Raw genomic sequence first — 13,858 nt, 5'->3', positions numbered from 1 at the left:
TTTATAAACACGGCATTTAATTAAAATTCAAATAACATTTTAATATTGGCTCTTTCGTAGTGAACCTCTTTTTCTAGAGGAACTCCTACAAAACCCACTTTTTTATACAAATTAATTGCAGGAACTAATTTTCTGTGACTATATAATGTAATGCTATTCCAATTTTCTTCTTTTGCAAAATTGATACAATGTGCAATCAATTTTTGTCCGATTTTTAAACCTTGATAGTCTGGTTGAATTGCCATTTTACTCAACTCAAAATAAGTTTTTTGATTAATTAAGGCCACAGTACCTATAATTTTATTTTCATCTTTCACAAAAAAAATGTAACCTCCAGAATCAATAATATACTCTTTAGGATTGCTTAAAACTTTATCATCATAAGGTTCTACGTAAAAATATTTTTCCAACCATTCAACATTTAGCCTGTAAAAGTCTTTAGAATATTTTAGTTCAAAAGGAATTATTTCTAAGTTCATGATGTATTAAAAAATTGCATCAAAAATATAAAGGAAAAATTAAACAATAGAGGAAACATCAAAAAATCATAAAAAAAATTATCTTTGTTAAAATTAAAACAATTCATGCAGCGAGATAAATGGCTTTTTGAAATATCCCCCAAAAACAATTTATTCGATTTAAATTTAAAAGAAGTTTGGCAATATAGAGATTTACTAATGCTTTTTGTAAAGCGAGATGTTGTAACTTTATATAAGCAAACCATTTTAGGTCCTTTATGGTACTTAATTCAGCCACTTTTTACCTCTGTAATTTTTACTTTAGTATTTAATAATATAGCAGGAATTTCAACAGGAAGTGTACCTCCTTTTTTATTCAATTTAGCAGGTGTAACTATTTGGAACTATTTTAAAGAATGCTTAACAGCAACCTCTGATACCTTTAAAAAGAACGAAGCTATTTTTGGAAAAGTCTATTTTCCGAGGGTAATAATGCCTATGTCTATTGTAATTTCTAATTTATTGAAATTCGGAATTCAGATTTTTATTTTTATCTGTTTCTATTTATACTATTATTTAACAGGATATGAAATAACTCCTAATGCATATATCTTATTTTTTCCGCTGTTAATTATCGCAATGGGAATGATGGGTTTAGGTTTAGGAATGCTTATTTCTTCTATGGTTACAAAATATAGAGATTTAACCTTTTTAGTTTCTTTTGGTGTTCAATTGTTAATGTATCTATCAGCTGTAATGTATCCATTAGATTTAATGAGAGAGAAATTAATAAATATAGATGGAGGGATTGATTACTCTTGGGTTGTAGATTATAACCCGATTGCTCACCTCATAGAGCTTGGAAGATTTATGTTATTAAATGACGGTACTTATTCTACATTTGGAATTATCTATACATCTATTTTTACAATAGTAATTTTCTTTTTGGGATTATTAGTTTTTAACAAAACAGAAAAAACTTTTATAGACACTATTTAATATGAGTAAAGATGTTATTTTAAAGGTTGAAAATATTTCTAAACAATATCGTTTAGGAACTGTGGGTACAGGAACTATTAGTCATGATTTTAATCGATTTTTAGCTAGAATTAGAGGAAAAGAAGATCCGTATTTAAAAATTGGAGCATCTAATAATAGAGCTTCAAAAAGTACTTCGGAATATGTTTGGGCTTTAAAAGACATCAGTTTTGAAGTAAAGAGAGGAGAAGTTTTAGGAATTATAGGTAAAAATGGGGCAGGAAAATCTACGTTATTAAAAATACTTTCTAAAGTTACCGGACCAACTACAGGTTCCATTAAATCTAAAGGAAGAATCGCTTCTTTATTAGAAGTGGGTACAGGATTTCACCCAGAAATGACTGGTAAAGAAAATATTTTCTTAAATGGTGCCATTTTAGGTATGACTAAAAAAGAGATTTTAGCGAAGTTAGACGAAATTGTTTCTTTTTCTGGTTGCGAACGTTATATAAATACGCCTGTAAAACGATATTCTAGCGGAATGAAAGTACGCTTAGCGTTTGCCGTTGCGGCACATTTAGAACCAGATATTTTAGTAATAGATGAAGTTTTAGCTGTTGGTGATGCTGAGTTTCAGAAGAAAGCAATTGGTAAAATGCAGGATATTTCTGGGAAAGATGGAAGAACGGTGCTGTTTGTAAGCCATGATATGGGAAGTATAAAGCGTCTTTGTACTAAAAGCATATTATTAAATAACGGAAAAATATCTAATATTGGTGAAACCGAAAATATTGTAAATGAATACTTAGCAATAAATGCACCACTTAACTTCTGTTTGTCAAAAACTGAAAATAAAAAAGAGTTATATTTTAAATCAATTAAAGTATATGATGATAACTCAATTACAAAAGAATCTTATGCGTGTTCTGAATATATTAATATTGAAGTAGAAATAGGAATTAATAAATATAAAGAAAATAGCTCTCTTTTTGTAATTGTTATGCAAAGTAATGAGTCTAGAGTTTTTTCTGCAGAAAAATTAATTGATAAAAATAGATATATATATAAATTACGTGTTAGTAAGTTTTTTTTAGCCAAAGGAAACTATAAATTGGATTCCTATTTACACATACCTAAAACAGAGAGATTTGATACTTTATTATCAGTTTGCTCATTTAATGTAATAGACGACCTTTCTCCTTTTACTGTTCACGGTTCATTTAATCATGGAGTTGTTTTTGGTGATTTTGAATGGTTATAATAATTTAATAGCATGAGGAAAATAATTAATAAAATAAAGAAAGCAAAAAAAAGGTATGATCTAGGTTATGCTTATTCTAATAATTTTTATCATAAAAACGGAACCCTTAAGATTAATTTAGAAATAAAAAAAACACCTTATAGGTTTGATGTTATAAATTATCTTTTGAAAGGACTTAAAAGAGATACTAATTATTTAGAAATAGGAGTTAGAAACCCTGATGATAATTATAATAAAATAAATGCAAACTTAAAATATAGTGTTGACCCAGGTTTAGAAAATATATTAAACCTTGTAGATTTTAAGGTTACTAGCGATGTGTTTTTTGAACAGCTTAAAAATGGAGAGATTTTAACTAAAAATATTAAGTTTGATGTAATATTTATTGATGGGCTACATTTAGCAGAACAAGTAAAAAAAGATATTGATAATTCGTTACAATTTATAAAAGAAGATGGGTTTATTGTTCTACATGATTGTAACCCACCTACAGAGTTTCATGCCAGTGAAAGTTACGAATACAGAATATCTCCATCTAAAGGTTATTGGAATGGAACAACATGGAAAGCTTTCTTTAATTTCAGAAAAAGAAAAGATTATTATTCTTGTTGTATAGATACAGATTGGGGAATAGGAGTAATTTCTAAAACAAAAGATTTAGGTAAATTTACTGACGTTGACAACCCTTTTTTCGAATATAAAATTTTAGAAAAGAATAGAGAAGATAGCTTAAATTTAATGTCTTTTGATGAATTTAAAGAAAAAACAAACTTTTAGAAGGCTCTATAACTATAATAGATTTTAAAATATAATTTATTAGTGACCAAAGCATAAAAAAATTAAAGTATATATTGTACAATAATTATCCCTTAAAGTTAGATAGATAAATTAGATTTAGAAATTAAAAAAGAACCTCTATGTGAAAAGTAATATTAAAGTTAAATAAGAATTAGTATTAATAAATTTGTGAAAATTAAATTAAAAATCACCAAAAAACATTGTTACGATATTATTCTTAATAAGCGTTGGAAATCATTAAAAACAATTATACCAATTGGTTGTGATTGTCACCCTGCGCATATGCTGGAAATTTTAAATTTAAGAAAACAAAGCTTACCATTTGACTGGTTAGACACAGAACCTATTTATAGCATAAAGTATGCATATGAAAATATTGTTAATAAATTTAATTTTTTTCTTAGAGACTTAAAAGAAGACAATGAAGGTAAGGTATTTTCAAATAAATTTAAATACTCGATATTTTATCATTATGACGATTTAATTATTAATAAAAAATTACAAGTAAAAATTCAAAATCGCTGTATTAATTTTATCAAATTAATTAAAACAAAACCAATTTATTTTTTAAATACAGTTACAAGTGAAAGTATAAATAGTAATGAAAAAGTAAAGTTTTTTTTAAATTCAGTATTAGAGTTTCAAAATATTCTTAAAAGAAAGGATATTTTAATTATTTATTTAAGGTATGATGAAACTCAGGATGAAAATAAATTATTTTGTGACAAGTTAATAGATGAACTAGAATTTTTTGATAAAAATATTAGAATTATTAAATATATTAGAGAAAAAAAGCTATTCGGAATATGGGGAGATGAAAAAAAATACACAGCTTTTATTAGAAAAATCGGGATTAGTATTTATCCTATTTTTCCTAAAATAATAATTAAAAAGCATAAAATAAATTAAAACAGTTAATGTTAGCAATCGTAATTCCATATTATAATTACCAATATTTTAAAGAAACATTAGATTCATTATCTGATCAAACAAATAAAAAATTCATAGTTTATATAGGTAACGATGCTAGTAATAATGATCCGTTATTATTGTTAAAAAAATATAAATTTAATTTTATATATAAAAAATTCGAAACTAATTTAGGAAGTATTTCTCTGGTCAAGCAATGGGAGCGTTGTATAGAAATGACTAAAAATGAAGAATGGATTCAAATTTTAGGAGATGATGATATTCTAGATATTAATTTCGTTTCAGCGTTTTATGATAATATAGAAGAAATTAATAGCAATAATATAGATGTAATACGTTTTGCATCAAGATACATTGATAATTTTAGTAGGCCTTTAAAAGAGTATTCAGATTTTCATCATCCAAAAATAGAATTAGCAAGTGATTCTTTTTTTAGAAAGTATAAAGGAAACTCTAGGAGCTCATTATCAGAACATATTTTTAGAAGAGAAGTATATAAAAAATATAATTTTTTCGAATATCCTTTAGCTTGGTACTCAGATGATAGAGCATGGTTAGATTTTTCAAATTTTAAAAATATTTATACAATTAATGATTCAATTGTTTCAGTAAGAGTTACAAATGTTAGTATTTCTGGGCAAAATTCTAATTATTTTTTGAAAAAAAAAGCCCGCCATCTGTTTTTTAAATACCTGGTATATAGTAAGTTGTTTTTTTTTAGTAAAAATCAAAAAATTGAGTTTTTGTTAGAATTTGGTATACAATTAAAAGAGCAGCATAAAATTAACAGTAAAAATATTTTATATATTACTTTTCAATTATTTCGTATTGGAGCATATGTTTCTATGATAAAATTTATAAGACGTATGTATATTGCTAAATATAAAAACTTAAAATAATGATATTTTCATTATCAGTTATTATACCTGTTTATAATGGAGAACTTTTTATAGAAAAAGCTATTCACTCAGCTGTTATACAACCTGAAGTTACAGAAGTTATTGTTATAAATGATGGAAGTACAGATGAAACTCAACGTATATTAGATAGATTAAAACAAGAGATAGCTAAATTAAAAGTGGTTCATCACACAAATAAATTAAATAAAGGACGTTCTGCCAGTAGAAATTTAGGAATAAAGGTATCTACAGGTAATTATATAGCTTTTTTAGATGCAGATGATTATTATCTTGAAAATAGATTTAAAAATGACCTATTACTTTTTGAGAAAAATGAAAATATTGATGGTGTTTATAATGCAATTGGGGTTCATTTTTATAGAGAAGCTAATCAAAACGAAAAAAAACAGTTACAGTTAACAACTGTTAAAGAGGCTATTAATTCTAGAGAGTTATTTGAAATTTTATTATTAGGAACTAAAAATTACTTTTCAATTGATGGCTTAACAGTAAATAGTAAGATTTTTGATAAAACTGGATATTTTTCAGAGAGCTTAGTTGTAGCTGAAGATACAGAGCTAATTTTAAAAATGGCTTTAAAAGCTACATTAGTTAGCGGGGTAATAGATACTCCTTTGGCTATTCGGGGAGTTCACGAAGATAATAGCTTTTCAAATGAAGAATTGTATAAAGTTTATAGATATGAAATGTATCATTCATTATTAAATTGGGTAATTAAAAATAATTACCCAATTAATAAAATAGATGCTGTTTTAAGGTGTTTGTTTTTGTACCGAAAGTTAGATTCTAAAAATTTATTTATAGAAATAAAATATTGGTTTAAATTGTTAATAATGAATCCAACCTGTATTAAATCACTATTATTTTTTAAAAGTTTTCCTTTGATTATACAAAGGAAAAAGTTTTTACCATTAATATATAAATTTAGGAAATGATGAAAAATCCGTTAGTGTCAATAATTATTCCGACTTTTAACAGATACTTAATTGTAAGGGAGACGTTACGGTCTATATTAAATCAAACGTACTTAAATTGGGAATGTTTAATTGTTGATGATGGCAGTTCTAAAAATGATTTTGTTGAAATTTTAAAGTTTTCTAAAAAAGATGATAGATTTATCTTATTACAAAGACCTAATAGTAGGTTAAAAGGAGCAAACGCATGTAGAAATTACGGTATAGAACATACACGAGGAGATTTTATAATTTTTTTTGATAGCGATGATTTAATGGGCATAACCTGTTTAGAAAATAGAGTTAACACATTTAAAAATTATAAGGAGTATGATTTTTTAGTTTTTTCTATGGGGCATTTTATAGAAGAATCAAATTGTTATCTAGATAAAAATAGAAAAAGTATAAATTTATCAAATAAAAAAACAATTGAAGAGTTTCTTTTTAGTAGCGTACTTCCTTGGCAAGTTAGTCGACCGATCTTTAAAAGTGAATTAATTAAAAATAAAATTTGTTTTAATGAAAATATGCATAATTTTCAGGATGATGAATTTAATGTTAGAGTTTTAGCAAATTTAAAACTTAAATATAAATCAATAGATATTACAGATTCATATTATAGAATGGAACTTAGTAATATTAAGAAGTATGATAATTTAATAGGAAAACAAAATATTCTAAATAGTTATTATGAGTATACTAAAACTATGTTTTCAATTTTAGATTCTGTACAAATTCTAAATAATAGAAATAGTATTTTAGTTAGATTGTTTTTAACCTTTAGATCTAATATTTCTAAAGGAACAAAATTAAAAAATGTACGAAAAGCATTAAATCTAATTAATAAAAAAATTAAATTGTCATTTAAAGAATTTTTTTATTTTTATTTTTTAATACTCTTAAATAAATTTTTTCACAATAAAAAAGGTTATTATAGAACTACTCAATATATTAAAAATAAAATAGTTAATGAGTGATATTATACAGCCTTTAGTTTCAATTATAATTCCAACTTATAATAGAGCTCATTTAATTAGAGAAACTCTAGATAGCATATTAGCACAATCATACACAAATTGGGAATGTATTGTTGTAGATGATGGCAGTGTAGATAATACAAGTGAAATACTTACCAATTATTGTAAGAATGATAATCGTTTTCAATATTATCAACGCCCAGATAGTGAGATGAAAGGGGCAAATAGCTGTAGAAATTATGGTTTCAAATTAAGTAAAGGAGAGTTTATAAATTGGTTTGATAGTGATGATTTATATAAAGAAAATTATATAGATAAATTAGTAAAAAAAAACACAGAAGATATCGATGTTATAGTTTGCGAAATTCAAAAGTTTAGTAATAATTCAAAAACAAAATTAAACAGAATTTATTCTGAAAATTTAATTGAAGATTATTTAACAGGAAAAGTAGTTTTTTACATTTCTGGTCCTCTTTGGAAAAAATCTTTTTTAGATAAACAAGAATTCTTATTAGATGAAACAATAAGTAATTTAGATGATTGGGATTTTAATTTAAGAATGTTATATCAAAAACCAAATATTAAATATGTTAAAATTCCACTGATTTATTATAGAGTTCATGAAAACTCTTTATCCCATGAAATTGGAAAACTAAATTTCATCGAAGTTTTATCTGAATTTAAAGCAAGGGAAAAACATGTTAAATTACTTAAAGTTAATAAAAAAGCTAACCCAAAAATTTTAAAAGAATTTATTAAAAAAAGGTATAATTTTTTTTTTAGACTAGCAATGGTTGAAAATAATAATAAAAAAATATTTTTTTTAAAAAAGGTTCTTATTAAGCAGCTTAATTCATTTGATATAATTGGGGTGTTGAAAACAATTTTTGGTTTTATAGTATTTAGTATCTTTAAAAAAGGTTATAAATTTTTAGAATAAATAATATGAAAATACTCTTAATATCGATGCCTTCAGTTCATGTAATTCGATGGATTGAAAATCTTAAGGAAACATCTTTTGAGTTATTTTGGTTTGATATTTTAGGAAAAGGGAGGTTAAAAACTATTGATAGAGTGCAACAAATAACAGGTTGGAGACAAAGAAAAATATTCTATATAAAAGGGGAGCATTGGTTAAAAAAAAAGAAACCAAACATATATGATAAGATTCAACCCTTTATCGAAATTACTCCAAACGAACAATTAGAAAAAATAATAAAAGAAATTCAACCAGATATTATTCATAGCTTTGAAATGCAAAGCTGTAGTTATCCAATATTAAAAGTAATGAACAAATACCCAACTATAAAATGGATATACTCATGTTGGGGAAGTGACTTGTTTTATTTTCAAAAGTATAAAAATCATAATATAAAAATAAGAAGTGTTTTAAAAAGAATTGACTATTTGCATACCGATTGCTTGCGAGATTTTAAGTTAGCAAAATCACTTGGTTTTATAGGTGATTTTACAGGAGTAATTCCTGGTGGTTCTGGGTTTAAATTAAATGAATTAAAAAATAATAAAGTCCCTATTAAGAATAGGAATATTATTTTAATTAAAGGTTACGAGCATAAGTTTGGTAGAGCATTAAACGTAATTAAAGCTTTAAATGAATTAAAAGATAAATTAAAAAGCTACGAAATTATTGTTTTTGGAGCTCATAAAAAAGTGTTAGATTATGTGGTTTTGAATAAACTTCCATTTAAAGTTTTTTATAAAAGTGAGTTAACTCACTTTGAAATATTAAAATTGATGGGGAAATCTAAAATTTATATAGGTAATAGTGTTTCAGATGGAATGCCGAATACATTATTGGAAGCTATTATAATGAATGCATTTCCTATACAGTCGAATCCAGGAAATGTAACTTCAGAAATTATTGAAGATAGGTTAAATGGTTTAATAATTAATAATCCAGAAGATATTAATGAAATTAAAACTTTGATTAAAGGAGCTATACACATAGAAGATAATATTTTTTTTGAAAAAGCTGCGGAAATGAATACAAGAATTGCAAAAACGATGTTAGATTATAAGTTGAATAAACAAAAAGTAATAGATTTATATGATAATATTGAAATAAGTAAAAATTCATGAGAATAGGTTTTAACCCAAATAAAGATAAGAAAAATAATAAATCTAATTTTTTTCATCAGGTAATTATACCTGTTTATATTCCAAATGAAGAAGGTTACTTTAAAGATAGTTTTCAAATACTAAAATATTGTCTAGATTCATTTATTATAACTAGCCATACAAATACGTATCTAACGGTTATAAATAATGGAAGTTGTGAAAAAGTAATTAATTATTTAGAAAACTTATATCATAAAGGAGTAATTCATGAATTGGTTAATACTACCAATATTGGTAAATTAAATGCAATATTAAAAGGATGTGTAGGTCATAATTTTGATTTAATAACAATAACGGATGCAGATGTATTATTCTTATCAAATTGGCAGGAAGAAACATACAACGTTTTTAAAAACTTTAAAAAAGTAGGTGTCGTTTCACCAGTACCCTCATCCAAGGTTTTAAAACAATTTACATCAAATATTATTATTGAAAACTTATTTTCTAAAAAGTTAAAGTTTACGAATGTATTAAATTCAAATGCTTTAAAAATGTTTGCGCATAGTATTGGGAATGACAGTTTTTATAATGATGTTCATTTAAGGAAAAATTTAACAATTGAAAAACAAAATGTTAAAGTTATTGTTGGAGCAGGACATTTTGTAGCAACATATCGAGGCAGTATATTTAAAGGTATTAAACAAAAATTTTCTGCATATAGTTTGGGAGGGAATAGTGAAGCCGATTTATTAGATAAACCAGTTTTGAAAAACGGATTGTGGAGAGTTTCAACTGAAAATAATTATGCTTATCATATGGGTAATGTTATTGAGCCATGGATGAAAGAAACATTAAAATCTACTAAACTTATTTCTAATAAAAAAGTTAACAAACCCAAGTTAGAGGAAATAAAGTATTCTTCTATGGGTTTGATTTTTAAAGATATGATTTTCGGAAAGTTAATTTCTATTGTTCCAATTTGGAATTTATTTTTACGTTTCAAAGGTTTGACAAAAGATGAGGCAAATAAATATTAAAATTACTGACAGAGTGAAAATTTTAATTAAGAAAATTTTATATAAAATTTTAAATATTTCAGAAACGAAAAATAATGTAAAATGCTCTGGTTTTTCAAGAGGTTTACAAAATGTAGTTTTTCAAGGAAAAAATGAAGTTCCTGATAGGTGCAATTTTTCAGGAGAAATAACTATTGGTTACGCTACTACTTTAGGTTACAATAATGTTTTACATGGTAATATTGTAATAGGTAAATATTGTCAATTAGGTTTTGATGTAGCAATACATTCTAGTAATCATCCTATATATAATTTGTCATCCTATATTAATAGTAACCTTTTTAATGGAGAATTAGTTAAATTTAAAACTTCCGAAAAAATAATTATTGGAAATGATGTTTGGATTGGACATAACGTAATTATTGTAGGTAATGTTACAGTAGGTAACGGAGCAATATTAGCTGCTGGTGCCGTAGTTACAAAAGACGTAGAACCTTATACTATTGTAGGGGGGGTACCAGCAATAAAAATAAAAAAAAGATTTAAAGATTCAATTATTAAGGAAATTGAAGAGCTAGAATGGTGGAATAAAGAAGGTAAGGAATTGGAAGATTTAAAACATCTTTTTATTAAAAATTATAAGAATAAGGAAAGTATCTATGAATAATAAATATATAGAAATACTAGGGAGAAAAATAGGTGTAGAATATCCACCTTTTGTAATTGCAGAAATTGGTATTAATCATGAAGGCTCCTTAAAAATAGCCAAAGAAATGGTAGATGCAGCTTTTAGAGCTGGTGCAGAATGCGTAAAACACCAAACACACATTGTAGATGATGAAATGAGTGGAGCCGCAAAAAAAGTAATCCCAGGTAATGCGGATGTTTCTATTTATGAAATAATGAAACGTTGTGCGTTAAGTGAAGAAGATGAAGTAGATCTAAAAAAATATGTAGAAAGTAAAGGAATGATTTTTATTTCTACACCATTTTCTAGAGCGGCATCAGAAAGGTTAGAAAGAATGAATGTTGTTGCGTATAAAATTGGTTCTGGTGAATGTAATAATTATCCTTTATTAGAACACATTGCCTCTTTTGGCAAACCAGTAATTTTAAGTACGGGTATGAATACCATAAAAAGTGTTACAAAAGCAGTAGAAATTTTTAAAAAAGCTAAGGTTCCTTTAGCATTATTGCATACCACTAATTTATATCCAACTCCAGTTCACTTAGTGCGTTTTGGCGCAATGCAAGAATTATCAAAAGCATTTCCTAACAATGTTTTTGGTTTGTCAGATCATACAATAACTAACCATGCTTGTCTAGGGGCTGTTGCTTTAGGAGCATCAATTTTAGAGCGTCATTTTACAGACCATAAACAAAGAACTGGTCCGGATATTGTTTGCTCTATGGATGAAAATGATTGTAAAGAATTGATAGATGGAAGTAATTTAATTTGGCAAATGCGTGGAGGCACTAAAGAACCTACAAAAGAAGAACAAGTAACTATAGATTTTGCTTTTGCAACTGTTGTTACTATCAAATCAATTAAAAAAGGAGACTTTTTTACTAAAGACAATATTTGGGTTAAAAGACCTGGTACGGGTAAAATATTGGCAGAAGAGTTTAATAATATTTTAGGTAAAAAAGCAATTAAAAATATAGAAAATGATACACACCTAAACTGGTCTAATATTGAATAAAGTAAAGAAAATAGTTTTTTTAACAGGAACTCGAGCAGATTTTGGAAAGCTAAAATCTTTAATAAAAATTACACAAGAGTCTTCTTTTTTTGATATACAAATTTTTGCAACAGGAATGCATTTAGATAAAAAATATGGTTTAACCGTAAATGAAATTTATAAATGTGGCTTTAAAAATATTGATACATTTAAAAATCATGTTGGTGCAGAACATATGGACAGGACTTTGGCTAAAACAATACAAGGTTTTTCTGAATATATAGCTATTGAAAAACCCGACTTAATTGTTGTTCATGGAGATAGGGTAGAAGCATTAGCGGGAGCAATTGTAGGAAGTTTAAATAATATTTTAGTTGCTCATATTGAAGGAGGAGAAATTTCTGGCACTATAGATGAATTAATTAGACATTCTGTTAGTAAACTATCTCATCTACATCTGGTTTCTAACAAAGAAGCTAAAAAAAGATTAATACAAATGGGAGAATTAGGTTCTTCAGTTTTTGTAATTGGATCTCCTGATTTAGACTTAATGAACCCACAAAAACTTCCGCAGTTAAAAGATGTAAAAAACTATTATGATATTTTTTTTAAAGAATACGCAATAGCTATATTTCACCCAGTAACCACAGAATATAAAAATATTAAAAAGCAAAGTAAAATTTTTGTAGATACATTATTAGAGTCAGATGAAAATTACATTGTTATTTATCCTAATAATGATTTAGGGACAGAAGAAATACTTGAAGAATATAAAAGATTAGAAGGTAAAGTTAATATTAAAATATTCCCTTCGTTGAGATTTGAGTATTTTTTAAGATTATTAAAAGAATCTAAATATATTATAGGTAATTCTAGTGCAGGTATTAGAGAAGCCCCTTTTTATAATGTACCAACTATAGATATTGGTAGTAGGCAAAACAATAGATATCAAGGGAACACCGTATTAAATGTTTCATTTAATACGATAAACATTTTAAAAACAATTAACACCATAAATAAGTTAAAAATAAAAAGCACTGAAGCGTCTGATTTTGGAAAAGGAAATAGTGATGTTTTATTTCTAAATTTATTAAGATCGGAAGAACTTTGGGAGGTTAATTGTCAGAAACAATTTCAAGATTTATAATTATGAGGGTTTTAGCTATTATACCCGCAAGAGGAGGTTCTAAAGGTATACGAAGAAAGAATATGGTCAATTTTAATGGGAAACCATTAATTCAATGGTCTATTGATGCAGCAAATAAATCGAAATATATAACAGATATTCTTGTTACTTCAGATGATGATGAGATTTTAGAATATGCAAGAAAAACAAATGGGGTAATTGATTTAAAAAGGCCTAAAGAATTAGCAAAAGACAATTCTAGAACAGAGCCAGTATTAGTGCATGCTTTAAAAAACATAGATAAGGAATATGATTATTTAATACTTTTACAGCCAACATCTCCATTAAGAACAACAGAAGATATAGATTTAGCATTTCAAAAATTAATAAACTCAGAAGGAGCTTCACTTATAAGTGTATGTAATATAGAAGTTCATCCTTATAAATCTTTTAAGGTAGATAAAAATGGCTTTTTACAAGGAATAATAAATAATGAGTTTCCTTTTTATCCTAGACAAAAATTACCTAAAGTTTATAAACCCAATGGGGCTATTTATATAATTGAAACTGCTATTTTTTTGAAGCTAGAAAAATTACATACTCAAAGAACCATTCACTATGAAATGTCTAAAGAAAAAAGTTTAGATGTAGATGTTTTAACAGATTTAATATAGTTAATT

The 13,858-nt window shown here is 25.9% G+C and carries 15 protein-coding genes; 14 read left to right on the top strand and 1 reads right to left on the bottom strand.

Annotated elements, in window-relative coordinates:
* Positions 1-20: 20 nt before the first annotated feature.
* Entirely contained in the window at positions 21-479 is a 459-nt protein-coding gene (locus CW731_RS03550; protein ID WP_100945437.1) for a GNAT family N-acetyltransferase, read from the bottom strand.
* A gap of 105 nt (positions 480-584) precedes the next feature.
* On the opposite strand from CW731_RS03550, the gene CW731_RS03545 reads away from it, so the two are divergent.
* The 14 genes from CW731_RS03545 to CW731_RS03480 all read left to right on the top strand — a co-directional run bounded on the left by CW731_RS03545 (position 585) and on the right by CW731_RS03480 (position 13,852).
* Positions 585-1,457: an ABC transporter permease gene (locus tag CW731_RS03545; protein ID WP_100945436.1), complete on the top strand. Its 873-nt coding sequence runs from the start codon at positions 585-587 to the stop codon at positions 1,455-1,457.
* A gap of 1 nt (position 1,458) precedes the next feature.
* On the top strand, positions 1,459-2,697 hold the full coding sequence (locus tag CW731_RS03540; protein ID WP_100945435.1) for an ABC transporter ATP-binding protein: 1,239 nt from the start codon (positions 1,459-1,461) through the stop codon (positions 2,695-2,697).
* A gap of 12 nt (positions 2,698-2,709) precedes the next feature.
* Positions 2,710-3,474, top strand: a complete 765-nt coding sequence (locus tag CW731_RS03535; protein WP_100945434.1) for a class I SAM-dependent methyltransferase — start codon at positions 2,710-2,712, stop codon at positions 3,472-3,474.
* Positions 3,475-3,663: 189 nt separating this feature from the next.
* Complete coding sequence (locus tag CW731_RS03530) at positions 3,664-4,404, top strand: DUF1796 family putative cysteine peptidase (protein WP_100945433.1); 741 nt, start codon at positions 3,664-3,666, stop codon at positions 4,402-4,404.
* Positions 4,405-4,412: 8 nt separating this feature from the next.
* On the top strand, positions 4,413-5,324 hold the full coding sequence (locus CW731_RS03525; RefSeq protein WP_100945432.1) for a glycosyltransferase: 912 nt from the start codon (positions 4,413-4,415) through the stop codon (positions 5,322-5,324).
* Positions 5,324-6,280, top strand: a complete 957-nt coding sequence (locus CW731_RS03520; protein WP_100945431.1) for a glycosyltransferase family 2 protein — start codon at positions 5,324-5,326, stop codon at positions 6,278-6,280. Before CW731_RS03525 ends, CW731_RS03520 begins: the two co-directional genes overlap by 1 nt.
* Positions 6,277-7,275 carry a glycosyltransferase family 2 protein gene (locus CW731_RS03515; protein ID WP_100945430.1) on the top strand — a complete coding sequence of 333 codons (999 nt, stop codon included), beginning with the start codon at positions 6,277-6,279 and terminating at the stop codon, positions 7,273-7,275. Before CW731_RS03520 ends, CW731_RS03515 begins: the two co-directional genes overlap by 4 nt.
* Positions 7,268-8,215: a glycosyltransferase gene (locus CW731_RS03510; protein ID WP_100945429.1), complete on the top strand. Its 948-nt coding sequence runs from the start codon at positions 7,268-7,270 to the stop codon at positions 8,213-8,215. The genes CW731_RS03515 and CW731_RS03510 overlap by 8 nt, the downstream gene beginning before the upstream one ends.
* Before the next feature lie 5 nt (positions 8,216-8,220).
* Positions 8,221-9,375, top strand: coding sequence for a glycosyltransferase (locus CW731_RS03505; protein ID WP_100945428.1), 1,155 nt, complete (start codon positions 8,221-8,223; stop codon positions 9,373-9,375).
* The gene (locus CW731_RS03500) at positions 9,372-10,391 is read left to right on the top strand and encodes a glycosyltransferase family A protein (RefSeq protein WP_100945427.1); all 1,020 of its coding nucleotides are present in this window, start codon (positions 9,372-9,374) and stop codon (positions 10,389-10,391) included. The genes CW731_RS03505 and CW731_RS03500 overlap by 4 nt, the downstream gene beginning before the upstream one ends.
* A gap of 13 nt (positions 10,392-10,404) precedes the next feature.
* Positions 10,405-11,037, top strand: a complete 633-nt coding sequence (locus CW731_RS03495) for a CatB-related O-acetyltransferase (protein ID WP_157812180.1) — start codon at positions 10,405-10,407, stop codon at positions 11,035-11,037.
* Entirely contained in the window at positions 11,030-12,073 is a 1,044-nt protein-coding gene (neuB, locus tag CW731_RS03490; RefSeq protein ID WP_100945425.1) for an N-acetylneuraminate synthase, read from the top strand. The genes CW731_RS03495 and neuB overlap by 8 nt, the downstream gene beginning before the upstream one ends.
* On the top strand, positions 12,066-13,199 hold the full coding sequence (gene neuC, locus CW731_RS03485) for a UDP-N-acetylglucosamine 2-epimerase (protein WP_100945424.1): 1,134 nt from the start codon (positions 12,066-12,068) through the stop codon (positions 13,197-13,199). The genes neuB and neuC overlap by 8 nt, the downstream gene beginning before the upstream one ends.
* A 2-nt stretch (positions 13,200-13,201) precedes the next feature.
* Positions 13,202-13,852, top strand: a complete 651-nt coding sequence (locus CW731_RS03480; protein ID WP_198519845.1) for an acylneuraminate cytidylyltransferase family protein — start codon at positions 13,202-13,204, stop codon at positions 13,850-13,852.
* Positions 13,853-13,858: the final 6 nt, after the last annotated feature.

This window comes from Polaribacter sp. ALD11 (genome assembly GCF_002831685.1).
Taxonomy (GTDB): domain Bacteria; phylum Bacteroidota; class Bacteroidia; order Flavobacteriales; family Flavobacteriaceae; genus Polaribacter.
The sequence above is the reverse complement of the archived record's forward strand: the minus strand, read 5'-3'. Positions and strand labels throughout refer to the sequence as shown.